The sequence below is a fragment of the Caulobacter sp. DMC95 genome (assembly GCF_056313785.1).
Window position 1 is genome coordinate 26,997 of record NZ_JBQUZP010000001.1, and the last position, 23,865, is coordinate 50,861.

21 protein-coding genes are annotated in these 23,865 nt (G+C 65.4%); 13 read left to right on the forward strand and 8 right to left on the reverse strand.

All coding sequences use genetic code 11. From position 1 onward, the window contains the following. Positions 1-14 precede the first annotated feature (14 nt). The 5 genes from guaB to ACT53N_RS00135 all read left to right on the forward strand — a co-directional run bounded on the left by guaB (position 15) and on the right by ACT53N_RS00135 (position 5,655). Positions 15-1,478 (forward strand): IMP dehydrogenase, encoded by a 1,464-nt coding sequence (gene guaB / locus ACT53N_RS00115; protein WP_476061995.1) that lies wholly within the window; start codon positions 15-17, stop codon positions 1,476-1,478. A 3-nt stretch (positions 1,479-1,481) separates the two neighbouring features. Next, entirely contained in the window at positions 1,482-1,877 is a 396-nt protein-coding gene (locus ACT53N_RS00120) for an MAPEG family protein (RefSeq protein WP_476061996.1), read from the forward strand. Further along, entirely contained in the window at positions 1,877-3,154 is a 1,278-nt protein-coding gene (locus ACT53N_RS00125) for an RsmB/NOP family class I SAM-dependent RNA methyltransferase (RefSeq protein ID WP_476061997.1), read from the forward strand. Before ACT53N_RS00120 ends, ACT53N_RS00125 begins: the two co-directional genes overlap by 1 nt. A gap of 30 nt (positions 3,155-3,184) precedes the next feature. After that, positions 3,185-4,744, forward strand: a complete 1,560-nt coding sequence (guaA, locus tag ACT53N_RS00130; RefSeq protein ID WP_476061998.1) for a glutamine-hydrolyzing GMP synthase — start codon at positions 3,185-3,187, stop codon at positions 4,742-4,744. Between the two features lie 125 nt (positions 4,745-4,869). Further along, positions 4,870-5,655, forward strand: coding sequence for a 3-keto-disaccharide hydrolase (locus tag ACT53N_RS00135; protein WP_476061999.1), 786 nt, complete (start codon positions 4,870-4,872; stop codon positions 5,653-5,655). Positions 5,656-5,752: 97 nt separating this feature from the next. Here ACT53N_RS00135 and ACT53N_RS00140 read toward each other — a convergent pair whose 3' ends face one another. After that, complete coding sequence (locus ACT53N_RS00140) at positions 5,753-6,760, reverse strand: LacI family DNA-binding transcriptional regulator (RefSeq protein ID WP_476062000.1); 1,008 nt, start codon at positions 6,758-6,760, stop codon at positions 5,753-5,755. A 232-nt stretch (positions 6,761-6,992) separates the two neighbouring features. Between ACT53N_RS00140 and ACT53N_RS00145 the strand changes: the two genes are divergently transcribed. The 5 genes from ACT53N_RS00145 to ACT53N_RS00165 are packed head-to-tail and all read left to right on the forward strand — an operon-like array spanning position 6,993 to position 11,796. Next, entirely contained in the window at positions 6,993-8,234 is a 1,242-nt protein-coding gene (locus tag ACT53N_RS00145) for an MFS transporter (RefSeq protein ID WP_476062001.1), read from the forward strand. Beyond that, positions 8,235-9,221 carry a sugar phosphate isomerase/epimerase family protein gene (locus ACT53N_RS00150; RefSeq protein WP_476062002.1) on the forward strand — a complete coding sequence of 329 codons (987 nt, stop codon included), beginning with the start codon at positions 8,235-8,237 and terminating at the stop codon, positions 9,219-9,221. It begins immediately after the preceding gene. Next, positions 9,221-10,351 (forward strand): Gfo/Idh/MocA family protein, encoded by a 1,131-nt coding sequence (locus ACT53N_RS00155; RefSeq protein WP_476062003.1) that lies wholly within the window; start codon positions 9,221-9,223, stop codon positions 10,349-10,351. Before ACT53N_RS00150 ends, ACT53N_RS00155 begins: the two co-directional genes overlap by 1 nt. Beyond that, a complete protein-coding gene (locus ACT53N_RS00160; protein WP_476062004.1) occupies positions 10,351-11,406 on the forward strand; it encodes a sugar phosphate isomerase/epimerase family protein in 1,056 nt (351 codons plus the stop codon). The genes ACT53N_RS00155 and ACT53N_RS00160 overlap by 1 nt, the downstream gene beginning before the upstream one ends. 27 nt (positions 11,407-11,433) lie before the next feature. Then, the gene (locus ACT53N_RS00165) at positions 11,434-11,796 is read left to right on the forward strand and encodes a c-type cytochrome (RefSeq protein WP_476062005.1); all 363 of its coding nucleotides are present in this window, start codon (positions 11,434-11,436) and stop codon (positions 11,794-11,796) included. Between the two features lie 3 nt (positions 11,797-11,799). Here the strand turns inward: ACT53N_RS00165 and ACT53N_RS00170 are convergent, their stop codons facing one another. Further along, positions 11,800-12,627, reverse strand: a complete 828-nt coding sequence (locus ACT53N_RS00170) for a 3-keto-disaccharide hydrolase (protein WP_476062006.1) — start codon at positions 12,625-12,627, stop codon at positions 11,800-11,802. Between the two features lie 167 nt (positions 12,628-12,794). On the opposite strand from ACT53N_RS00170, the gene ACT53N_RS00175 reads away from it, so the two are divergent. After that, the gene (locus tag ACT53N_RS00175; RefSeq protein WP_476062007.1) at positions 12,795-14,534 is read left to right on the forward strand and encodes a GMC oxidoreductase; all 1,740 of its coding nucleotides are present in this window, start codon (positions 12,795-12,797) and stop codon (positions 14,532-14,534) included. Further along, complete coding sequence (gene lacC, locus ACT53N_RS00180) at positions 14,534-15,082, forward strand: lactose 3-dehydrogenase subunit gamma LacC (protein ID WP_476062008.1); 549 nt, start codon at positions 14,534-14,536, stop codon at positions 15,080-15,082. Before ACT53N_RS00175 ends, lacC begins: the two co-directional genes overlap by 1 nt. An 85-nt stretch (positions 15,083-15,167) precedes the next feature. On the opposite strand, the gene ACT53N_RS00185 is transcribed toward lacC, so the two are convergent. The 4 genes from ACT53N_RS00185 to ACT53N_RS00200 are packed head-to-tail and all read right to left on the reverse strand — an operon-like array spanning position 15,168 to position 21,136. After that, positions 15,168-16,310 (reverse strand): hybrid sensor histidine kinase/response regulator, encoded by a 1,143-nt coding sequence (locus ACT53N_RS00185; RefSeq protein ID WP_476062009.1) that lies wholly within the window; start codon positions 16,308-16,310, stop codon positions 15,168-15,170. Then, positions 16,307-16,882, reverse strand: a complete 576-nt coding sequence (locus ACT53N_RS00190) for a chemotaxis protein CheB (protein ID WP_476062010.1) — start codon at positions 16,880-16,882, stop codon at positions 16,307-16,309. Before ACT53N_RS00190 ends, ACT53N_RS00185 begins: the two co-directional genes overlap by 4 nt. Beyond that, a complete protein-coding gene (locus ACT53N_RS00195; protein WP_476062011.1) occupies positions 16,879-17,703 on the reverse strand; it encodes a CheR family methyltransferase in 825 nt (274 codons plus the stop codon). The genes ACT53N_RS00190 and ACT53N_RS00195 overlap by 4 nt, the downstream gene beginning before the upstream one ends. A gap of 4 nt (positions 17,704-17,707) precedes the next feature. Next, complete coding sequence (locus ACT53N_RS00200) at positions 17,708-21,136, reverse strand: response regulator (RefSeq protein ID WP_476062012.1); 3,429 nt, start codon at positions 21,134-21,136, stop codon at positions 17,708-17,710. Between the two features lie 314 nt (positions 21,137-21,450). Between ACT53N_RS00200 and ACT53N_RS00205 the strand changes: the two genes are divergently transcribed. Further along, on the forward strand, positions 21,451-21,903 hold the full coding sequence (locus ACT53N_RS00205; protein WP_476062013.1) for a DUF2147 domain-containing protein: 453 nt from the start codon (positions 21,451-21,453) through the stop codon (positions 21,901-21,903). A 41-nt stretch (positions 21,904-21,944) separates the two neighbouring features. Here ACT53N_RS00205 and ACT53N_RS00210 read toward each other — a convergent pair whose 3' ends face one another. Together ACT53N_RS00210 and ACT53N_RS00215 are read right to left on the reverse strand one after the other, a co-directional pair. Beyond that, positions 21,945-22,274 carry a hypothetical protein gene (locus ACT53N_RS00210; RefSeq protein ID WP_476062014.1) on the reverse strand — a complete coding sequence of 110 codons (330 nt, stop codon included), beginning with the start codon at positions 22,272-22,274 and terminating at the stop codon, positions 21,945-21,947. 2 nt (positions 22,275-22,276) lie between these two features. After that, complete coding sequence (locus ACT53N_RS00215) at positions 22,277-23,806, reverse strand: FAD-dependent oxidoreductase (protein ID WP_476062015.1); 1,530 nt, start codon at positions 23,804-23,806, stop codon at positions 22,277-22,279. Positions 23,807-23,865 lie beyond the last annotated feature (59 nt).

The window sequence follows — 23,865 nt, forward strand, 5'->3', positions numbered from 1 at the left end:
AAATGGAGACTCCGATGGAGATTCGCGAAGGGCTCACCTTCGACGACGTTTTGCTCGAACCCGCAGCGTCCGACGTCATGCCCACCCAGGTGACGACCGAGACCCGGTTCACGCGTGAAATCAGTCTGAACATTCCGCTTGTGTCCGCCGCCATGGACACGGTGACCGAAAGCCGGCTGGCCATCGCCATGGCCCAGGCTGGCGGTATGGGCGTTCTGCACCGCAACCTCACCAACGAGGAGCAGGCCGACCAGGTCCGCGAGGTCAAGCGCTACGAAAGCGGCATGGTCATCAACCCGCTGACCATCCATCCGGACACCACCCTGGCCGAGATCCGCGAGATCAAGGCGCGTCGCAAGATCTCGGGCTTCCCGGTGGTGGAGCGCGGCTCGGGCAAGCTGGTCGGCATCCTGACCAATCGCGACATGCGGTTCGAAGGCGACGCCAACGTCCCGGCCTCGCAGCTGATGACCCGAGAGGGCCTGATCACCGTCTCGGAAGGGGTGGATCACCGCGAGGCCCGCGAGCTGCTGCGCAAGCACAAGATCGAGCGCCTGATCGTCGTCGATGACGCCTACCGCGCTGTCGGCCTGATCACCGTGAAGGACATCGAAAAGGCCCAAGCCCACCCGCTGGCCGCCAAGGACGACAAGGGCCGCCTGCTGGTCGGCGCGGCCTCGACCGTTGGCGATGCGGGCTTCGAGCGCTCGATGGCGCTGGTTGACGCCGGCGTCGACGTGGTCGTGATCGATACGGCGCATGGCCACTCCAGCCAGGTCGCCGCTGCGGTGACCCGCCTTAAGCGCGAAGCCAACCGCGTCCAGATCGTCGCCGGCAACATCGCCACCTACGACGCCGCGCGCGCGTTGATCGACGCTGGCGCCGACGCCGTGAAGGTCGGCATCGGCCCGGGCTCGATCTGCACCACCCGCATCGTCGCGGGCGTGGGCGTGCCGCAGCTGACCGCGATCATGGAGGCCGTTCGCGCCGCCAAGGATAGCAACACCCCCGTCATCGCCGACGGCGGCATCAAGTACTCGGGCGACCTGGCCAAGGCCATCGCCGCCGGGGCCTCGACCGCCATGATGGGCTCGATGTTCGCCGGCACCGAAGAGGCGCCGGGCGAGGTGTTCCTATACCAGGGGCGGTCGTACAAGAGCTATCGCGGCATGGGCTCGGTGGGCGCCATGGCCCGCGGCTCGGCTGACCGTTACTTCCAGAAGGAAGTCACCGACAACTTCAAGCTGGTGCCGGAAGGCATCGAAGGCCAGACGCCCTTCAAGGGACCGATCTCGCCAGTGCTGCACCAGCTGGTCGGTGGCCTGCGCGCGGCGATGGGCTATCTCGGCGCGCCGACGATCCCAGAACTGCAGCAGCGCGCCCGCTTCGTTCGGATCACCGGTGCGGGCCTGCGGGAGAGCCACGTCCACGACGTGATGATCACCCGCGAGGCGCCCAACTATCCGAGCGCGGTCTAACCGATGCGGATGGCCTTCGAGCTGCAGATGATCGCCGTGGCGGTCATCATTGGGATCCTCAACCTGCTCTGGGCGTCGGCCGCCGCCCAGCCGCAGCGCGGCTTGAAGTGGAATGTCGGTCCCCGCGACGAAAAGGTCGAGCTGACCGGCATGGCCGGTCGGCTCACGCGGGCCTTCGCAAACTTCCGCGAGACGTTTCCGTTCTTCGTGGCCTTGGTGATCATCGACTACCTGGGCGGTCGCCTGGGTGATCTGACGGTCTATGGCGCGGCGCTCTATGTCGCCGCGCGTGCGGCCTATGTGCCGCTCTATGCTTTCGGCGTGCCCTACGTCCGCAGCCTGGTCTGGCTGGCGTCGATGGTCGGGATCCTGATGCTGCTCGCGGCCCTGGTGGTCTGATGCGAGACGGCGGACGGGTTTCAGCGGCGATCGAGGTTCTTACCGAGATCGAGGCGCGGCATTTTCCGGTGAAGATGGCGCTGAAGCGCTGGGGTGAGACCGCGCGCTACGCTGGCTCCAAGGACCGGGCGTTCGTCTCGGGCCTCGTGCTGGACGCCCTGCGCCGCAAGCGCTCGCTCGGCTGGATGATGGCTGACGCCAGCGCACGCGGCGTCATGCTGGGTGTGCTGGCGTTCGTTTGGAAATGGCCGGTCGAACGGATCGCGGAAGCAGCTGCTGAGGAGCACGGCTTTGGCGCGCTGACGGACGCCGAGCGCCAGCGTCTGGCTGAGCCGGCGTCCCTCGAAGGCGCGCCGGCGCCCGTGGCCGGCGACTATCCCGACTGGCTTGAGCCGCATCTGGCGCGCGCTCTGGGCGGTGACCAGGCGGCCGAGATGCGGGCGCTGTCGGAACGCGCGCCCGTCGACCTGCGCGTCAATACGCTGAAGACCGATGTCGAGCGCTGCGCCAAGGCCCTGGCCCTGATCGACGCGGCGCCGGCCGGCGTGCTGCCGACCGCCTTCCGCATTCCCGCGCCCGCCGCCGCGGACCGCACGCCGTCGGTTGAGGCGGTGCCTGCCTTCTCCAAGGGCTGGTTCGAGGTGCAGGACCTGGGCTCCCAGATCGCCGCCGCCGTGGCGGGCGAGGTGAAGGGCAAGCAGGTTCTCGACTTCTGCGCCGGGGGCGGTGGCAAGACGCTCGCGCTCGCCGCAGCCATGGGCAACAGCGGCCAGATCTTTGCTCATGACAGCGACGCACGGCGCCTGGCTGACACCATCCGTCGCGGTCAGCGGGCAGGGGTGCGCAACCTGCAGATCCGCTCGCCGATCGAGGCCACGCCCCTGAAGGGTCTTGAAGGCAAAATCGACGTCGTCTTCGTCGACGCCCCTTGCACCGGCGCAGGCACCTGGCGCCGGCACCCGGACGCCAAGTGGCGTTTGTCGCCCGATCAGCTGGCCAAGCGCCAGATCGAGCAGGACAGCGTGCTGAAAGACGCCGCCGCCTTCGTGAAGGCCGGTGGACGGATGATCTATGTGACCTGCTCGCTGCTCACCGAGGAAAATGAGGACCGCGTCGCCGGCTTCCTCGAGCGCCATCCCGAATTCACCGTCAAGCCGATCGCACTGGACGGCGTCACCCATGTGACCCCCGAAGGCTATCTGCGTCTGACGCCCCATCGTGCGGGCACCGACGGCTTCTTCGCCGCCGTGCTGCAACGCGCCTCCTATACGCCCTGACCCGAACGCCCGACCGCTGGAGATTTGCCGATGACCACCGAAACGAACCACCAGCGCGTCCTGATCGTCGACTTCGGCAGCCAGGTGACCCAGCTGATCGCGCGCCGGGTGCGTGAGGCCGGCGTCTATTGCGAGATCCATCCGTTCGACAAGGCCGAGGCCCTGGTCGACGACTACCAGCCCAGCGCCATCATCCTGTCGGGCGGTCCGGCCAGCGTGCTGGAAGAGGACAGCCCCCGCATCGGCCGCAAGCTGTTCGACCTGGGCCTGCCGATGCTGGCGATCTGCTACGGTCAGCAGCTTTTGTGCGATGTGCTGGGCGGCAAGGTCGAGGGCGGCCATGCGGGCGAGTTTGGCCGCGCCGAGCTGACCATCGGCAAGCAAAGCCCGCTGTTCGCCGGCCTTGCCGGCGTCGGTGAGGTCGAGACGGTGTGGATGAGCCATGGCGACCGGGTCGTCGCCATTCCGGACGGGTTTGAGGTGATCGCCACCTCGACCGGTGCGCCGTTCGCCGCCATCGCCAACGATGACAAGAAGATCTACGCCGTCCAGTTCCACCCCGAGGTGTATCACACGGTCAATGGAACCCAGATCTACAAGAACTTCCTGGCCTTGGCGGGGTTGAAGGGCGACTGGACCATGGCGGCCTTCCGCCAGGAGATGGTCCAGAAGATCCGCGACCAGGTCGGCACGGGCAAGGTGATCTGCGGCCTGTCGGGCGGCGTAGACAGCTCGGTGGCCGCCGTTCTGATCCACGAGGCGATCGGCGACCAGCTGACCTGCGTGTTCGTCGACACCGGCCTGTTGCGCAAGAACGAAGCTGACCAGGTCGTGACCCTGTTCCGCGACCACTACAATATCCCGCTGGTCCATGTGGACGCCGGCGACCTGTTCCTGGGTGAGCTGGCGGGCGTCAGCGATCCGGAGACCAAGCGCAAGACCATCGGCCGCCTGTTCATCGACGTCTTCGACAAGGAAGCCGCCAAGATCGATGGCGCGGAGTTCCTGGCTCAGGGCACGCTCTATCCCGACGTTGTCGAGAGCGTCTCGGCGCGCGGCGGCCCCTCGGCGGTGATCAAGAGCCACCACAATGTGGGCGGCCTGCCGGACTACATGAAGCTGAAGCTGGTCGAGCCGCTGCGCGAACTCTTCAAGGACGAGGTCCGCGCCTTGGGCGTCGAGCTGGGTCTGGCTCCTGCCTTCGTCGGCCGCCATCCGTTCCCCGGTCCCGGTCTGGCCATCCGCATTCCCGGCGAAATCACGCCCGAAAAGGTCAAGGTCCTGCAGGACGCCGACGCCATCTATCTGGAAGAGATCCGCAACGCTGGCCTCTACGACCAGATCTGGCAGGCCTTCGCTGTGCTGCTGCCCGTGAAGACCGTCGGCGTGATGGGCGATGCGCGCACCTACGAGAACGTCCTGGCCCTGCGCGCCGTCACCTCGACCGACGGAATGACCGCCGATTTCTTCGAGTTCCCGTGGGCGGTGCTGGGCAAGACCGCCACGCGCATCATCAACGAGGTCCGGGGCGTGAACCGCGTCGTCTATGACGTGACCAGCAAGCCGCCCGGCACGATCGAGTGGGAATAGGCGAGGGGGCGTGACTGGGAGCGGCGCTGGCGGCCAATGCGCCCGCGCCGCTTGCGGCAACGCCCTGGCTGGTCAATCTTGCAGCCCTGCCGGTCGAGCAAAACCGGCGTGAGGGGGCGCAGCGGATGACGGCGAAGCAGATTCAGGTTTTGACCGTTTGCGCGGTGGGGTCATGGCTCTTGGCCACGTGCGCGTCCGCCCAGACGCGTCCGGAAGACACGGAAGTCTGGAAGCCGACGCCCGTCGTCGTGACCCCAGCCTCGCAGCCCGGCGGCGCGCCGTCGGACGCTGTCATCCTGTTCGATGGCCGCAATCTCGACGCGTGGGTGACCGCCGCCGACAAATCTCCGGCGGGCTGGCTCGTCGCGGACGGGGTCATCACCGTCGACAAGACGCGGGGCAACATCGAGACCAAGCGGACCTTCCACGACTATCAGCTGCACCTTGAATGGCGCATTCCCGCCGATATCGCGGGCTCTGGCCAAGGACGCGGCAACAGCGGTGTGTTCTTGGCGTCCACCGGGCCGCGGGACGAGGGCTATGAGGTGCAGATCCTCGACAGCTACCAGAGCGCCACCTACGTCAACGGTCAGGCCGGCTCGGTCTACAAGCAGCATCCGCCGCTCGCCAACGCCACTCGCAAGCCAGGCGAGTGGCAGACCTACGACATCATCTGGCGCGCGCCCGTGTTCGGCGCCGATGGCGCGCTGAGCAAACCCGCCTCGGTGACGGTGCTGCACAACGGCGTGCTGGTGCAGGACAACGCGATGCTCGCAGGCGAGACCGTCTATATCGGCAAGCCTGCCTACAAGGCGCACGGTCCGTCGCCGATCAAGCTGCAGGCGCATGGCGACCCCAGCATTCCGATCAGCTTCCGCAATATCTGGGTGCGAGAGCTCGCGCCGCGCTAGAGCATTTTTCGAGCGAAGTGGTTCCGGTTCGCGTGAAGAAAAATGCGCCAAAACAGAAGATTAGAGCTCATGGACTGATGAAGACAGGCCGTGAGCTCTAGCTGAGTGGTGCGGCGGTGCTGTCCCTGATCAGCAGCTGGTGGGGCAGGGTGATGTTCTGCAAGGCGGTGGATCGTCCGGCGAGGATGTCGAGCAGCAGTCGCACGACTTCATGACCGATCTGCTCCTTGGGCTGACGCACCGTGGTCAGCTTTGGGTGCAGGTATTCAGCGAAACGGATGTCGTCGAAGCCGACCAGCGAGATGTCTCTCGGGCAATCCAGGCCGCGCTGACGGATCGCTTCCATCGCGCCCATGGCCATCTCATCGCTGAAGCAGAAGATCGCTGTTGGTCGGCCAGGCTCGTCCAGCAACTCCGCAGCCTGGCGTGCGCCGGACTCGATCGAGAAGTCGCCGATGGCCATCCGCAGCGCGCTGGCGCGTCCGTGGCGCTGGGCGGCGGATAGTACGCCTGACAGACGGTCGCTGCTGATCGGGCTGGCCAGCGGACCCGTGATTACGCCCACGCGGACATGGCCGAGGCCATAAAGGTGGTCCATCACCTCGGCAGCGGCGCGCTCGTTGTCGATATGGGCGCTTGAGACGGCTAGGCCCGGCCTGAACTCACAACCGTTGACGATCGGTGTGCGAGGGCCCTTGGCGGCGAGCATTTCCGCCAGGATGTCCGGAAGGCGATGGCCCAGGAAGATCAGGCCGTCAGCCTCCTTGCGCCGGAACATAAGGGCGTATTGCTCCTCGCGCGCCTCCTCGTGGCGTGTGTCGCCCAAGAGAACCGAGTACCCGGCCGCCAGCGCAGCTTCCTCGACGCCGCGGATCACCTGGGAGAAGAACGGGTTGGAGATGTCCGGTACCGTGACCAGGATCTTCTCGGTTCTCAGGGTGCGCAGGCTCTTGGCCGCGAAGTTTGGCTCGTAGCCCAGGCGGTGGACGGCCTCCATGACCTTCTGGCGCGTAGGCTCGAGCACCAGGTCGGGCGCGCTGAAGACCCGCGACACGGTCGCGGTCGAGACTCCGGCTTCGCGGGCGACATCTTGAATGGTGGCCATCGGGCGGACACTGGCGGGTCGCTGAAAGCTTGGCAAGGCGTCGCCGCCCCCGGAGCTTCGAGCGTGACTCCTGCCGAAACCGGCTCCCACTTTCAGCGTCACGCTCTAGGCGGACCCGAGGGATGGTTGCCGGTTCGGAAGACCCCTGTTATCGATGAATTCGATTACATTGGAGCGGCGCGCGTCCCGACGGACAAGAGTTGGCCGCCCAAGGGTCGGGGAGGACGAAGGCATGGGGACGAGTTTCCGTCTGTTCGTAATGATGGTGCTGCAACTGGCGATCTGGGGCGCCTGGGCGCCCAAGATCTTCCCGTACATGGGCATGTTGGGCTTCGCGCCGTGGCAGCAGTCCCTGGTTGGCAGCGCCTGGGGCGTTGCGGCCCTGGTGGGCATCTTCTTCTCGAACCAGTTCGCGGACCGGAACTTCTCTGCGGAGCGGTTTTTGGCGGTCAGCCATCTGATTGGCGGCGTCGCGCTGCTGGGCACGGCGTTTTCAACGACCTTCTGGCCGTTCTTCGCCTGTTATCTCGTCTTCAGCCTCGTCTATGTGCCGACGCTGTCGGTGACCAATTCGATCGCCTTCGCCAACCTGCGCGACCCGGCGGCCGGCTTCGGCGGCGTACGGATGGGCGGCACCGTCGGCTGGGTGCTGGTCAGCTGGCCCTTCGTGTTCCTGCTGGGCGCCCAGGCGACGGTGGAGCAGGTCCGCTGGATCTTCCTGGTGGCGGCGATCGTCTCGTTTGTCTTCGCTGGCTACGCCCTGACCCTGCCGCACACCCCGCCGCGCAAGGCTGATGACGCCGTCGACAAGCTGGCCTGGCGTCGCGCGGTCAAGCTGCTGAGCGTTCCGTTTGTGCTCGTGCTGTTCATCGTCACCTTCATCGATTCCGTCATTCACAACGGCTACTTCGTGATGGCCGACGCCTTCCTGACCAATCGGGTCGGGATCGCCGGCAATCTCAGCATGGTCGTGTTGAGCCTGGGCCAAGTGGCCGAGATCGTCACCATGCTGGTGCTGGGCCGGGTGCTCGCCAAGCTGGGCTGGAAGGTCACCATGATCGTCGGCGTGCTGGGGCATGCGGCGCGTTTTGCGGTGTTCGCCTATTTCGCCGACAGCGTTCCGGTGATCGTGGCGGTGCAGCTGCTGCACGGCGTCTGCTACGCCTTCTTCTTCGCCACGGTGTACATCTTCGTCGACGCCGTGTTCCCCAAGGACGTGCGCTCCAGCGCGCAGGGCCTGTTCAACCTGCTGATCCTGGGCGTGGGCAATGTGGCCGCCAGCTTCATCTTCCCCGAACTGGTCGGCCGCCTCACGACCGACGGCGCGGTGGACTACACCACCCTGTTCCTCGTTCCCACCGGTATGGCTTTGGCGGCGGTCTGCCTGCTGGGGCTGTTCTTCCGTCCTCCCACGCGGGGACCTGTTTCGGAGGCGGATTCCGCTTCGTCCGCCGCCAGCCCGGCGCAAGCCTAGATGTCAGGAAAGGTGATCCCCATGCGCATGACCGCCTTCGATAGTCAGAGCCAGGGCCTATCCCGTCGCGGCATGCTCGCCGCCGGCGTCGCCGCGCTGGGCGCAGGTTTCGCCGGGACGGCGACTGCGAGTGAAGTTCCGTTCTTCCAGCGTCGCAAGCAGCCGGTGGGCATCCAGCTCTACAGCCTGGGTCCGGACCTGGCCAAAGAGCTCGACGCGCAACTGGCGACCGTGGCGAAGATCGGCTTCAGGACGGTCGAGCTCGCCGGCTATCTGGGCCGCACGCCCGCCGAGCTGCGGGCGACCTTCGACAAGCATGGCCTTGTCTGCCCCAGCGCTCATATCTCCCCGAAAGGCCCCAACGGCTTCAGTGGCGATCTCGCGAAGCTTGCGGACGAGCTGCACGTGATCGGCGTGAAGTCGGCGATCATGCCGATCTTCTACATTCCCGAGCGCATGGGGTCGGCCGATCTCCGCCAGGCCGGCGTCCAGATGACCGCCGACGAATGGAAATGGAACGCCGACTTCCTCAACGAGAAGGCCGCGATCCTGAAGAAGGCGGGCATTCTCGCCGGCTACCATAATCACAACTTCGAGTTCGCGCCGCTGAAGGACGCCAAGGGTGGCGAGACCACCGGCATGGACATCCTGCTGAAGGGCACGGATCCGGCGCTGGTGACGTTCGAGCTGGACGCCGGCTGGGTGACGGCGGCGGGCCAGGATCCGTTCGCGTTGCTCAAGGCCTATCCTGGACGCTTCACCCAGATGCACGTGAAGGACGTCAAGCCGAGCACAAAGCCGAATTTCGAGCTGCGCCAGGACCCGACCGAGGTTGGCTCGGGCATGATCGACTGGAAACGGCTGCTGCCGGCGGCCTATGACGCCGGAATCCGGGGCTTCTACTACGAGCAGGAGCCGCCTTTCGCCTACACGCGCCTGGAGTCGGCCAAGATCAGCTTTGACTACCTCGCCAAGGTCGTCGCCTGATGGCGCTGCGGATGGCCATGGTCGGCGGCGGTCCCGGCTCGTTCATCGGGCCGGTGCATCGGATGGCGGCGGAGCTGGATGGGCGCATCCGGCTGGTGGCGGGCGTGTTCAGTCGCGATCCCACCAAGAGCGCCCAGGCGGCGGCCGCGTGGGGCGTCGCGCCCGACCGCGTCTATCCAGACCACCACACGATGTTCGCGGCCGAGCGGGCGCGCCCCGACGGCGTGCAGCTGGTTTCGGTGGTGACGCCAAACCATCTGCATTTCGAGGTCTCTGCCGCCGCCCTGAAAGCTGGGCTGCACGTGATCAGCGACAAGCCCGCGACCCTGAACCTTGCCGAGGCGCAGGCCCTGGCCGACATCGTGGCGGCCAGCGGCAAGCACTACGGCCTGACCTATACCTACACCGGCTATCCGATGGTGCGGGAGGCCCGCGAGATCGTCGCGCGTGGCGATCTAGGCGCGGTGCGCAAGGTTGTCGTCGAGTACTCGCAAGGCTGGCTGTCGACGCCGCTGGAGCGCGACAGCGCCAACAAGCAGGCCAGCTGGCGCGCCGATCCCAAACAGTCGGGCGTGGGCGGCTGCATCGGCGACATCGGCGTCCACGCGTTCAACATCGCCGAGTTCATCACGGGACGGCGCGTGGCGCGGCTGTGCGCTGACGTCGCCACTGTGGTTGCGGGACGCGGCCTCGATGACGACTGCAACGTCTTGCTGCGGTTCGAGGGCGGGGCGCGCGGCGTGCTGATCGCCTCGCAGATCTCGGCCGGCGCCCGCAACGGCCTGACGATCAGCGTCTATGGCGAGAAGGGCGGCCTGACCTGGTCGCACGAGGATCCCAATGTGCTGACGCTGGATTGGCTGGAGGGCCCTAGCCATGTGCTGCACGCCGGCTCTGGCTACCTCGGCTCTGCGGCTCGGGCGGTGACGCGGCTGCCGACCGGGCATCCCGAGGGTTTCATCGAGGCCTTCGCCACGATCTACCGCGATTTCGCCGACGCGATCGAAGGTCGTGATGGCGGACTCGTACCGGACATTACCGAGGGCCTGCGCGGCATGGCCTTTGTCGAGCGCGCTGTTGCGGCCAGCCGCGACGATGCGGGCTGGGTCTCGCTAGAAGGAGAGGGCTGATGAAGACGCCCAAGGGGCCGGCCATCTTCCTGGCCCAGTTCATCGGCGACAAGCCTCCGTTCGACAAGCTCGAGACCATGGCGGCCTGGGTCTCCAGCCTCGGCTATGTCGGGGTGCAGATGCCGACCGGCGGGGCGGACTCGTTCTTCGATCTGGCCCTGGCCGCCGAGAGCCAGATCTATTGCGATGACATCGCCGGGATGCTGGCCGAGTACGGCCTGGAGATCACCGAGCTGTCGACGCACCTGCAAGGTCAACTCGTCGCTGTTCATCCGGCCTATGACGAACTGTTCGACGGCTTCGCGCCGCCGGAGCTGCGCGGAAAGCCACAGGAACGGCAGGCCTGGGCGGTCGAGCAGGTGAAGGCTGCGGCGATCGCCAGTCGGCGGCTGGGCCTTAAGGCGCATGCGACCTTCTCAGGCTCTCTGGCTTGGCCCTATCTCTATCCGTGGCCCCAGCGGCCAGCGGGCCTGATCGAGGAGGCGTTCGCCGAGCTGGGGCGTCGCTGGAAGCCGATCCTGGACGTCTTCGAGGAGAACGGTGTCGACGCGGCCTACGAGATCCATCCGGGCGAAGACCTGCATGACGGGGCGACGTTCGAGCGCTTCCTCGACGAGGTCGGCGGACACCCGCGCGCCAATATCCTGTACGATCCCAGCCACTTCGTGCTGCAGCAACTGGACTATCTGGCCTACATCGATCGCTACCACGAGCGCATCAAGGCGTTCCACGTCAAGGACGCCGAGTTCCGGCCGTCCGCGCGCTCGGGCGTCTATGGCGGCTACCAGGGCTGGGTTGACCGGCCGGGTCGGTTCCGCTCGTTGGGCGATGGTCAGGTCGACTTCAAGGCGATCTTTTCAAAGCTGGCGCAGTACGACTATGACGGCTGGGCGGTCCTGGAATGGGAGTGCGCGCTCAAGCATCCTGAACAGGGCGCCGCAGAGGGCGCGCCGTTCATCCGGGATCATATCATTCGGGTGACGGACAAGGCGTTCGACGATTTCGCCAGCGCGGGGTCGGACGCTGGACGTAATCGAAGACTTCTTGGCCTATAGTCTAAGCGTGTGTTCTGACGGAGTTGCTTGATGAAGGTTCGGCTTACCCTGGCGGCGATGATCGCCGGTCTGGCGTCCAGCGCGGTCGCCGCGCCGTCGGGACAACAGCTGTTCGAACAACGCTGTGGCATGTGTCATGCGCTGCAAGCCGCCCCGGGCAAGATGGGACCGCCTCTGGCGGGCGTGGTCGGTCGCAAGGCCGCCAGCGTGCCGGGCTACGCCTACAGCGCGGCCATGAAGGGCTCGGGCGTCATCTGGACCCCGGACAAGCTGGACGCCTATGTGAAGGCTCCGGCTAAGACCGTACCCGGCACCAAGATGCTGCTGGGCGCGCCCAACGACGCCGAACGCGCGGCCGTGCTCGCCTATCTGGCCAGCGTCAAGAAATAGATCTCAGCGCGGCGTCAGTTCCTGGATTTCGATGTCCTTGAACTCGATCGGCGCGCCCTCGCTTTGCAGAGAGATATAGCCGCCGGTCACCGGCTGAGCGCCCCGCGCAAGAATGTAGGGTTTGGCTCCGCCCGCGACGGTGTCGTCCGGGTCGAGCGCGGCGCCGGCGTAGCGATGCACAACGACGCCGTTGATCTTCTGAGTGATCTCGCCGTTGGGCAGCACCTCAAGCTCGGCTTGAACCCAGGTTCCGTTGGCGATGGTCGGGGCGTTGGCGGGCGGCGTGCAGTGCTCTTTGACCTTGGTCCCGTCAATCGTGATCGTGATGCCCGGCGTGCAGACCGCGCCGGTCGGCCTTGGTTTGTCGCCGTCCTTGCCCAGAAGCTGGAACTCGATCGAAACAGGGAACGGCTGGTCTACCGTCATGCTCTCCGCGGTCTGGCTGTGGAACATGATCCCGCTGTTGCCGCGCGCCCAGCCTGGGGTGTCGAGCGGCAAGCCTTCGGTCAGAAAGCGGTACGAGAACCGCAGGCGGTATGCGTTGAACGGGGTGTTGTAGAACAGGTGTCCGAACTGGTTGTCGAACTTGTCGTAACCCGCATAGGAAACCCGGATGACGCCCTGGTCGGCGACAAAGGTCTGGCGATAGTTCTCGCCGGCCGGACGCCTGGCGATCTTCGGGGTCCAGCCGTTCAGCGTCTTGCCGTCGAAAAGCGAGCGCCACTGTCCGGCGCGGACCTCTTCAGCGTGCGATACGCCCGCGATGCAGAGTGCGAGCACCGATGCGAGCCCGAGGCGCGTCCGTCGCCGTGACGACTTCATCCAGATCATGGTGCGTTTCCCCGTATCGCATCAGCTCAGTCGAAACGCCGAGCTTTGTTGCAATGTAACCCATTTCATGGAAGCCTCCAGGCAAGAATGAAGGGGCGCCGGGGTAGGAGGTCGTGTTGCGTAAGCATCTCGACGTGGACCCGCGAGCGGCCGCGAAGGGAGCGAACATGGCCAACCTGAACGGCCGCGCGCGTCGGAAGAATACATACGACGCCATCGTGGTGGGCAGCGGCATTACGGGCGGCATTGCGGCCAAGGAGCTGACCGAGAAGGGATTGAAGGTCCTGGTGCTCGAACGGGGCCGAATGGTCCGTCACCTTGAGGACTATCCGACCGCCACGCTTGATCCTTGGCAGACCAAATACCCGCAGGGCCAGCTGCCACAGGCGGAGCTCGCCGCGCACTACAAGGTGCAGCGGCGCACCGGCTATACGATGACGGAGACCACCCAGCATTTCTTCGTGCGGGATGACGAGCATCCCTACACCGAGGAGAACCGCTTCGACTGGATCCGGGGCTATCACGTGGGCGGGCGCTCGCTGACCTGGGGACGTCAGAGCTATCGTCACAGTCCGATCGACTTCGAGGCCAATGCCCGTGAAGGGATCGCGGTCGACTGGCCGATCCGCTACGAGGACCTTGCGCCCTGGTACGAGCACGTCGAGCGCTTTATCGGCGTCTCCGGTCAGGCCGAGGGTTTGCCCCATTTCCCGGATGGTCATTACCAGCCGCCGATGGAGCTGAACTGCGTCGAGAAGGCGTTCAAGGCGCGTTCCGAGGCTCGCTTCCCCGAACGACGGGTCACCATCGGGCGTACGGCCCACCTGACCGATCCGACCGAGGAGCAGCTTTCGCTGGGGCGCACCAAGTGCCAGTACCGCAACCTGTGCATCCGGGGCTGCCCGTTCGGCGGCTACTACAGCTCCAACTCCGGCGGGCTGATCGCGGCCGAACGCACCGGCAATCTGGTGATCCGTCCAAACTCGATCGTCACGGAGCTCGTCTATGACGAGCGCAAGGGGCGGGCCAGCGGCGTTCGGATCCTCGACGCCGAAACGCTGAAGGATGAGGAATTCCACGCCGACGTGATCTTCCTGTGCGCGTCGGCGCTGAACTCGGCGTGGATCATGATGAACTCGACGAGTTCACGGTTCCCGAACGGCTTCGGCAACGCCAGCGATCAGTTGGGTCGCAACGTCATGGACCACCATCTGGGCGTTGGGGCTTCGGGTGAGGCGCCGGAGTTCGCTGAGATGTATTTCTCGGGGCGTCGACCGAATGGCATCTATGTGCCGCGCTTCCGCAATCTGGGCGACGACGCCACCAAGCGCTCGGACTATCTGCGCGGCTTCGGCTACCAAGGCGGCGCAGGACGCGCGACCTGGGAGCGTGATCGCGGCAAGGGGGGACGCGGGTTCGGCGCGGCCCGAAAGGCCGAACTCAGCCAGCCGGGGCCATGGACGATGGGCCTGGGCGGGTTTGGCGAAATGCTCCCGTATGCCGACAACCGCATCACGCTGAACCGCGATGTGAAGGACAAGTTCGGCCTGCCGACCCTGACCATGAACGTCACCATGCGGGACAACGAGATGGCCATGCGCCGCGACATGCAGTCAGCGGCGGCCGAAATGCTCGAGGCCGCCGGCTTCAAGAATGTGCGCGGTCACGATAACGGCTTCGCGCCGGGCCTGGGCATTCACGAGATGGGGACAGCTCGCATGGGCCGCGATCCCAAGACGTCCGTGTTGAACGCGCACAATCAGGTTCACGAGTGCAAGAACGTCTATGTCACCGACGGGGCGGCGATGACGTCTGCATCGTGCGTGAACCCGTCCCTGACCTACATGGCCCTGACGGCCCGCGCCGCCGACCACGCGGTGCGCGCCCGCAAACGGGGAGAGCTGTAATGCTGAACCGACGCGACACCCTTCGCGGCCTTGCCCTCACGGTCGGCGCCGCCGCCACCGGATGGGCTGGGAGCGCTGCGGCCACCACCGCCCTGAGCTGGACGCCGACGGCGCTGACCCCCGATCAGGCCCAGATCCTCGACGTGGTCGCTGAGCTGATCATTCCCGCCACCGACACCCCAGGTGCGCGCGAGGCCGGCGTGCCGCAGTTCATTGATCGCGCCATGGCCAGCTATTGCGAGGCGTGGCAGGTCGAACAGCTGAAGGGCGGTTTCGCCCGCATGGACGCCGACGCCAAGGCTGCGCACGGCAAGCTCTTCGTGGCGCTGGCGCCCGAGCAGCAGGTCGCCATCCTCAACGTCTATGATCGCGAGACCGCCAACTCGACCAGCGGTCACTTCTTCCCTCTGCTCGAGGACTTCGTCACCGTGGGCTACTTCACCTCGGAGCCCGGCGCGACGATGGCGCTGAAATACGATCCCGTTCCCGGCGCTTACAACGGTTGCGTGCCGTTGGCGCAGATCGGCAGGGCCTGGGCGACCCGCTAGAGCCTGTCTGGTTTAGATGGAACCATCTAAACCAGATAAACAGGCTCTAAAATCAAACATTTAGGAAGGGCTCTAGGCCGCAAGATTAACCGCTCAGAATGGGCAGCCGGACCGTGAAGGTGCTGCCCAGCCCTTCGCCGTCGCTGTCGACGGTGATGGCGCCGCCGTGCAGCGCCACAAGCTGCCGGACCAAGGCCAGGCCGATGCCGAGCCCGCCCTGTGACTTGCCGAGGTGGTCCTCAACCTGGGCGAAGATCTCGAAGATCTTCGACTGCATCTCCTCGGGAATGCCGATCCCCGTGTCCGAAACCTTGATCGTCACCGTGCGCCCCTCAACAGCTGCGGCGAGCGTGACGACGCCGCCTGGCGGGGTGTACTTGGCGGCGTTGTTGAGCAGGTTGGCCACGATCTGGGCGAGGCGCGTGTGGTCGGCCTCGAGCCAGACCGGAGTCTCCGGCGTTTCGATGACAAACTGATGCCGGGCAGCCTCGATGGTATGCTGGCTGGCCTCGATCGCCGATTGCAGCACGTCACCCAGTTCGATCCGCTGCTTCTTGAGCGCGATCTTCCCCTGGCTCACGCGAGAGACGTCCAGCAGGTCGTCGACCAGGTGGCTCAGGTGATCCAGCATCCGCTCCATACGACCCCGGATATCCTGGGCGCGTTCGGGTGGAATGTCCTTGTTCAGCAGATGCAGGCCACCGCTGAGCGCGGCGACGGGGTTGCGTAGCTCGTGCGCCAGGACCGCCAGGAAGCTGTCCTTGTGCCGATCGGCCCGACGCAGCGCTTGGGCGGCGGCTTCCAGCTCGTCGCGCTGAGCCTCGATCTGGCGGCGCTGCTGGTGAAGGTCGAAAAAGACGTTGGCCTTGCTGCGCAGAACATCCGTCTCAATGGGCTTCTGGATAAAGTCCACCGCCCCGGCCTCGTATCCCCGGAAGCGACGCTGGCTATCCGCAGCCCCGGCGGTGACGAAGATGATCGGGATATGACGGGCCCGCTCGCTGCCGCGCATGAACTCGGCCAGTTCGAAGCCGTTCATGCCCGGCATCTGGACATCCAGGAGCGCCAGGGCGACATCATGGGTCAGCAGAAGCTCAAGCGCCTCCTCGCCGCTTCGCGCCTTGAGGCAGGTGAGGCCTTCACGCTGAAGCAAGGCCTCCAGGGCCTGCAGGTTCTCCTCGAGGTCATCGACCAGAAGGAAGTTGATCGGCTTGTCCGCGTTGGTCATGCGGTCCCCAAACTCGTCAGATAGGTCGTGATGGCGTCGATGGTCATGACATGCGCCGATGGGCAGGCCTGCAGCGCGGCGTCCGGCATGGCGGTGGCGTAGGCCTCGGCGCGATCCTGGACAATCGCCACGCCGCCCGCCGCCTGCACGGCGCGAAGCCCCGCCGCGCCGTCATGGTTTGCGCCGGTGAGGATGACGCCGACCAAAACCGGGCCATAGGCGTCCGCGGCGGACTCGAACAGCACGTCGATGGACGGGCGCGAATAGTTCAACGGCTCGTCGGTCGAAAGCGCCAGGCTGCGATCGGTCTCGACCAGCATGTGATAGTCCGATGGCGCGAAGTAGACGACGCCGCCCTCGATGGGCTCCTTGTCCTCGGCTTCTTTCACGGTGATCCGGCACTTGGACTGCAGGAGCGGCACCAGCATGTTGTCGCGATCCGGTGGGATGTGGACCACTACAAGCACCGGCAGCGGAAAGCTGGGGGGCAGGGCGGGCAGGATCGCCAGCAAGGTTTGAACGGCGCCGGCCGACGCACCGATCAGGATCGCTTGGGGGCGCTCGCCGGTCATGGGTCGCGCCTTTGATAGATCTTGTCCTCCGGAACGAAGTCGGCGAACGCCGGAGCGTGGGTGGAAAAGCGGAGGCTTTCCTTGGAACCCAGGCCCAGGAACCCCTTTCGCGTCAGCGAGTCGCGGAACAGGCCGATGGCGCGGTCCTGCAAGGGACGGTCGAAATAGATCATCACGTTTCGGCACGAGATCAGATGCATCTCGGCGAACACCGCGTCGGTCACCAAGCTGTGGTCCGAAAACACGACCCGACTGCGCAGGCTTTTGTCGAACACCGCCCGGCCATAGGCGGCGGTGTAGTGTTCGGACAACGAGGACTTGCCGCCCGACCTTTGGTGGTTCTCGGTGAACTTGCGAATGCGGTCTACCGCATAGACACCAGCCTCCGCGGCCGCGAGCGCTTCGGGGTTGATATCCGTCGCGTAGAAGATCGTGCGGTCGTAGAGTCCTTCCTCCTTGAAGAGGATGGCCAGGGAATAGACCTCTTCGCCGTTGCTGCAGCCTGCGATCCAGACCTTGAGCGAGGGGTAGGTGCTGAGATGCGGCAGCACCTTCTCGCGTAGCGCCTTGAAGTAGGACGGATCGCGGAACATCTCGCTCACCTGGACGGTGAGAAAGTCGAGCAGGCGCGGCAGCATCGAGGGGTCGTGCAGCACACGATCCTGCAGCGCCGAGATCGTCGGGACGCCAAGCTGGGCGCGGGCCTGGGTCAGCCGCCGTTTGATCGACGCCCGTGCGTAGTGCCGAAAGTCATAATGGTAGCGCTGGAAGAGCGCTTCCAGCAGGAGTTGGACCTCAATGTCCTCGATGGCGTCGGACACGGGGCTACCTCGGCATCCAGACGCGAACCAACGACAGCAGTTTGTCGACGTCGATCGGCTTGGCCATGTAGTCGCTGGCGCCGGCTGCGATACACCGCTCTTGATCGTCAGGCATGGCCTTGGCGGTCAGCATCAGGATCGGGAGCTTGGACCAGCGCGCGTCGAGGCGGATCTGGCGCGCCGCCGTCAGCCCGTCCATCACCGGCATCATCACGTCCATCAAGACGAGATCGATCGCCCGCGCTGGATCCTCGGCCGAGCGATTGAGCGCGTCGATCGCCTCCTGGCCGTTGCGCGCGATCTCGACGACAGCGCCGCGGGGCTCCAGCACATTGGTCAGCGAGTAGACGTTGCGGATATCGTCCTCGACGATCAGCACGCGACGCCCTTCCAGAACCGCGTCGCGATGGCGCGCCTTCTGGATCATCTTCTGTTGCTCGGCGGGCAGCTCCGAAACCACTTGGTGCAGGAACAATGAGACCTCGTCCAGCAACCGCTCGGGCGACTTGGCTCCCTTGATGATGATCGAGCTGGAGTAGCGGCGCAGGCGCTGTTCATCGTCGGCCGACAGGTCATGCCCGGTGTAGACGATGACGGGCGGGAAGGCGTGATTGTCGTCCTGGCTGAGGGTCTCCAGCAGCGAGAAGCCGGAGGCGTCAGGCAGGGAAAGGTCCAAGACCATGCAGTCGAAGGTCTGCTCGCGAAGCAACTCGAGACATTCAGCGGCGGTGCCGACGCCTACGGTTTCGACGTCGCCCGACGACAGCAGTTTTCCTACCGCCTCGCGCTGGACCGAGTCGTCCTCGACGATCAGCACGCGACGGACGGTGCTGGACAGTTTGGCCTCCAGCGACTTCAGCACCTCGGCGAGGGCTTCGCGCTTCACCGGCTTGATCAGGTAGCCGATCGCGCCGAGCGAAAGCGCCGTCTGACTATAGTCAGCGGCCGAGACGACGTGGATCGGGATGTGGCGCGTGGCGTCATCGCGCTTCAGGCGGTCCAGCACCATCAGGCCCGACTCGTCGGGCAGGCCGACGTCCAACACCACGGCGCTGGGCTTGAAGCGACGGGCAAGCTTCAGGGCTTCTTCGGCGGTGCCGGCGACCAGGCACTGGAAGCCCAGCTCGCGCGACAGATCGCGGACGATGCCGGCGAACTTGTCATCGTCCTCAATGACTAGCAGGACCCGGCGACCGCCCGTCAGTTGATCACGATCGTCATCGACCGCCGCTCGAACGACTGGCGCGCGGGCGGCCTTGGGGCGCGGCAGCGGCGAGACTGGCTTTGCGGCGAGCGGTTGGTCCCTGGGCGCGACGCGCGCCGGGTCGTAGGCGAGCGGGATCGTGACGGTGAAGGCGCTGCCTTCGCCGGGCTGGCTTCGCAGCGTGATCGCGCCGCCGAGAAGGCGAGCCAGTTCGCGAGAGATCGAAAGCCCCAGGCCCGTGCCGCCGTACTTACGGCTTATGGTCCCGTCGGCCTGGCGGAACGCCTCGAAGATCGCGTCCTGCTGTTCGCGCGAGACACCGATCCCCGTGTCGATGACCGTGAAGGCGATATCGCGCCCGCCCGAAAGGCCGACCTCCAGGCGCACGCCGCCCTTCTCGGTGAACTTGAAGGCGTTCGACAGCAGGTTCTTCAGCACCTGTTCCAGGCGTTGGCGATCTGTCTCGATGCTGGCCGGACAATCGCCGGCGATGTCGATGTCGAAGTCGAGGTTCCGCTCTGACGCCACGGGCTGGAAGAGCTGACGCAGGTCGTCCGTCAGGCGCTGCAGCGGCAGCGGCTCGGGACGCACCTCCACATGGCCCGCCTCGATCTTCGACAGGTCGAGGATGTCATTGATCAGGGTCAGCAGGTCGTTGCCGGACGAGGCGATGGTCTGGGCGAACTTGACCTGTTCAGGGGTCAGGTTGCCTTGCGGATTGTCGCTGAGCAGCTTCGACAGAATGAGCAGGGAATTGAGCGGCGTGCGCAGCTCGTGGGACATGTTCGCCAGGAAGTCAGACTTGTACTGGCTAGCCTGTTCCAGTTCCCGGGCCTTCAGCGCCACGGCCGCGCTGGTCCGTTCAAGCTCGTCGCGCTGGGTCTCCAGCGTCTGGGCCTGCTCCTCGAGTTGGCTGTTGGTCTGTTCCAGCTCCGCCTGTTGCTGCTCAAGACGGATCTGGGATTCCTTGAGGGCGCGCCCCTGTTCTTCGAGCTCCTCGTTGGAGACGCGGAGCTCTTCACTCTGGACCTGGAGCTCTTCGGCCTGGCGCTGGGTTTCCTCGAGCGCGTTCTGGAGCTCAGACCGATAGCGTGCTGAACGCAGGGTGATGCCGATCGAGGGCGCCGCCTGGCGCAGCAGTTCCAGGACCTGATCGTCCACCGGATGCAGGAAGCCCAGCTCGATGACCGCGTTGACCACATCATCGGCGTGTGTCGGCACAACGACGAGATGGCGAGGCTTGTCGTGTCCCAAGCCCGAGCCGATGGTCATGTAACCTTCGGGCACGTCACGAATAATGACCGCGTCACCCTCGGCGGCGACCTTGCCGAGCAGGCCTTCCTTCAGATTGAAGCGGGTCGGCGTGTCGGAGTCCGCCGCTACGCCGAGACTCGCTGTGCGGTGGAACCGCCCGTTCTCGCCCTTGAAGATCACGCCAGCCTGGAAGCCGACATAGCGCGCCAGATAGCTCAGGATGCTATCGGAGAGCGCCTCGACCGTCTTGTCGCCCCTCATCGCTTCAGAAAGGCCGACCTGGCCTGCCTGCAGCCATTCTTCCCGCGCCTGCGCGCGATTGGCGCGGCGGATGAGATAGAACACCATCAAGGTCAGGACAGCGCCCAAAAGGCTCGAAAGTACGCCGCTCAGCAGCGCCGTGCGGTAGGCGACCTCCATTTCCGAAAGGCGAAGGTCGCGCTGGCGATCCTCCTCAGTCCGCATGGCCTCGATCTGACGTCGAATGGCGTCCATCTCGATCTTGCCGCGATCGGTGTCGACCACCGCGAGGGCCTCGGCCTGGCTGCCATCACGGCGCAGCCGGACGGTCTCCTCAAGCTCCTCGAACTTCGCGGTGATCTGGCGTTCCAGCGTCTTGATATTCGATTGCTGGGCTGGGTTGTCGCGCGTGAGATCGCGCACGGTCTCAATGCGGGAGGCGCTCTCGGACGCCGCGATCTCGTAGGGCTTCAGATAGTCGCTCTTGCCTGTCAGCAGAAAGCCGCGCTGCCCCGTCTCGGCGTCCTGGGTCAACGCCATCAACTCATTGAGCGCCATCATGACGTCGTGCGTGTGCCAGATCCTCTGGCTGTTGCCGCGAAGCATTTCGACGTTGCGGTAGGCGATGATCCCGCTGGTCACGAAGAAGGCCAGCACGACGGCCAGCCCCAGGGCCGTCCATAGCTCGGTCCGCGAAACTGAAGGCGTAGCGGAACGCTGTTTATTGAGCGACATTCTAGAACCAAGCAGGCAAAGGGATCAGGAGGAGACGTGCGGGTCTGTCGCTGTTTGGTCGCGATGGGAAGGCCGAGCTCATGAGACCGGGTTCCTCAAGCGCTAAGAATTGCGGCAGAACAGACAAAACGCCCCCTACGCGCCACGACGCGTGGCTCTCGAACGCCGCTCAAAGGTGAAGGTTCCGTCTTTTGGGCGACTTTCTGCGGGAGCGGCCGCGCCGCGATTGCGCCGCAATTCTCCTGGCTTCTCCTCTATCCCCTCAGCGGCTAGCTTCACGCAGAGCAGGATCGGTGACCCCAGGAAGGACCGCGATGATCAGGAAGTTGAGCTTGGCGTTGATCGCCGCCGCTGCTGTGGGTGTGGCGTCACCCGTGCTGGCTGCGGATGCGACGGCGCGATCCGGCGACCTGTTCGGCGTATGGCGCAACCCCAAGGGCAGCGTTCATATCGAGATCAAGTCTTGCGGGCTGGAGACCTGCGGCTATGTGGTCTGGGCGAACGCCGAGGCTCAGGCCGACGTCAAGAAGGGCAGCAACCAGGGCCTGGTGGGCATGCAGTTGCTGCGCGACTTCTCCTCGTCTGGCGCCAACGAGTGGAAGGGCAAGGTCTTCGTCCCGGACCTGAGTATGACGTTCTCAGGCCAGGTGCGGCTGTTGGACCGCTCGTCATTGCGCGCCAAAGGCTGCCTGTTGCCCAACTTCCTTTGCAAGTCCCAGGTCTGGACCCGTGTCGAAACCGCCGGCGTCACCGGACGCACGCTCTAGGCTGACCCTGGCGCGGTCCGGCGGGCGCTGAGCTGCCCAGATCAGGCCTCCAGGGAGAGCAGGGCGAAGAGGGCGCCTTCAGTGTTCGATAGTCGCCAACCGCGATAGTCGAACACCGCGCCGGCGCGGAAATCCGCCGTCGCTGCCGAGCGTAGCCGGGGTAGGGCTTCTGCGCCCCGCCCTTTGGGAAACAGCTGGGCCGCGAGGGTCTTCGCGCTAACGCCTGGATGGATTTTGCGCCAAGCCTCTCCGATGCGACGGATGGCCTCGGCGTCGAGGCCAGCGATGGAGGCGGCCGGAACAGATTTGGCGAAAGACGGTGTGGCGGCCAGGGAGACCAACGCAGCCAGAAGATCGCGACGCGTGCTCATGGTCAGGCGGCCTTCTTTTCGGATTTGAGGTGATCGGCCAGTCGCATGGTCAAGGCCAGGATGGTGAGGGTGGGATTAATGATCCCTGAGGTCGGGAAAACCGAGCTGCCGGCAACATAGAGGTTGTCCGCCTCGTGCAGTCGACCGTTGGCGTCGACCACGCCCTTCGTGGGATTGTCGTGCATCCTCGTGGTCCCCATGTGGTGGCGCGAGGCGTTCGACGAGGCCAACAGTTCATCGCGTCGGAGCGACCAGCACAACCGGCCCTCGCCGGAGGCGCCTAGGGCGTTGGCGAGTCCGTCGATTGTCTTTTCAAGGTCTGCATAGTCCTTGGGCCCGTGAACCCAGTCGAGGCGGACGCGAGGCATGCCCAGAGCGTCCTTCTGGTCGGGGTCCAGGGTGATGCGACTGTCGGGATTTGGAAAATGCTCGGTCATGGCGAAGAAGCCGAGCAGGTTGGATCTGGCGTCTCCCTTGTCTAGCCGGGCGCTGGTCTTGCTGATCGTCTGGGTGTCGGCGGCGATCTTGGCGTCTGCGTTCGAAAAGTTCGCGCGGAAGAGCGTAGCGGTGAAATTGCCGGTCTTCATGCGCTTCTGGGCCGCAAGCCCCGCGCCGATCACGCAGTGCGGCCCGTAACGTTGGGCGGGAGCATACAGATCCAGCGGTTCGGCGCGCGATGCGGCGAAAGCCGAACCTTCCCGTTGGGAGTCGCTGTCGTTCGAGTAGGTAAGATGGCCCTGGAAGAAACGACCCACGAGATCGTGGCTGTTGCCGAGATTGTCTGACGCCAGTAGCAGCCGGACGTTCTCGATTCCACCGGTGGCCAGCACGTAGCGTCCTGCCTTGGCTGTGTGCCGCTTGCCATCGAGGCAGGCGATGTCGAGGCCCGTGATCGTGTTCCGCTTGTGGCGAATGCGGATCACATTGGCGTAGAGGTAGACGTCGATATTGGGCGCCTCGGCGAACTGGGTCCGGAAGCGGTCGAAGGCCGGCTTGTCCGCCCGTCCCGAGATGCGGGCATGGACGCGGGGCGCCGGAAAGAACCCGTCTTCGGGGTCAAGCGCCAGGGGCTGGAGGTTCGGATCCGCCGCGTTGGGACGTTCCAGGGGGAAGCGATCGATCTCCAGCAGATCGCAGGCGCGGTCGTAGTAGGGCTGCATCGCCTCGCGGCTGACCGGCCAGCCGCTGTAGGGGATCCAGACGCGTTCGGCGAAGTCCGCCGGATCCAGCGGACCGCACTTGCCGCCCCAGACGTGGCCTGAGCCGCCGAGCGCCCGGATCCGCGACTGCACCGGGTACTCGTGGAGGGGGCGATCCTTGTTACCGTCAGCCTTCTGCACGCAGGCGCCGGCGTAGAGGGCCTGGGTCTCGGGCTCCATTTCGTGGCCGCCGCTTTCCAGGATGACCACTTTCAAGGGGCCTCCGGCCAGTTCCTTGGCCAGGGTGATGCCGGCCAGGCCACCGCCGATGATCACAAGATCGGCTTCAAGGGCGCTGGCGTCAGGCAAGGTTCGGGCGTCGATGATCGCCATCGTTGAAAACTCGCTGATTTTCGAGATGAAAAAAGGCGCGCGCGCGGCGAGCGCCGCGC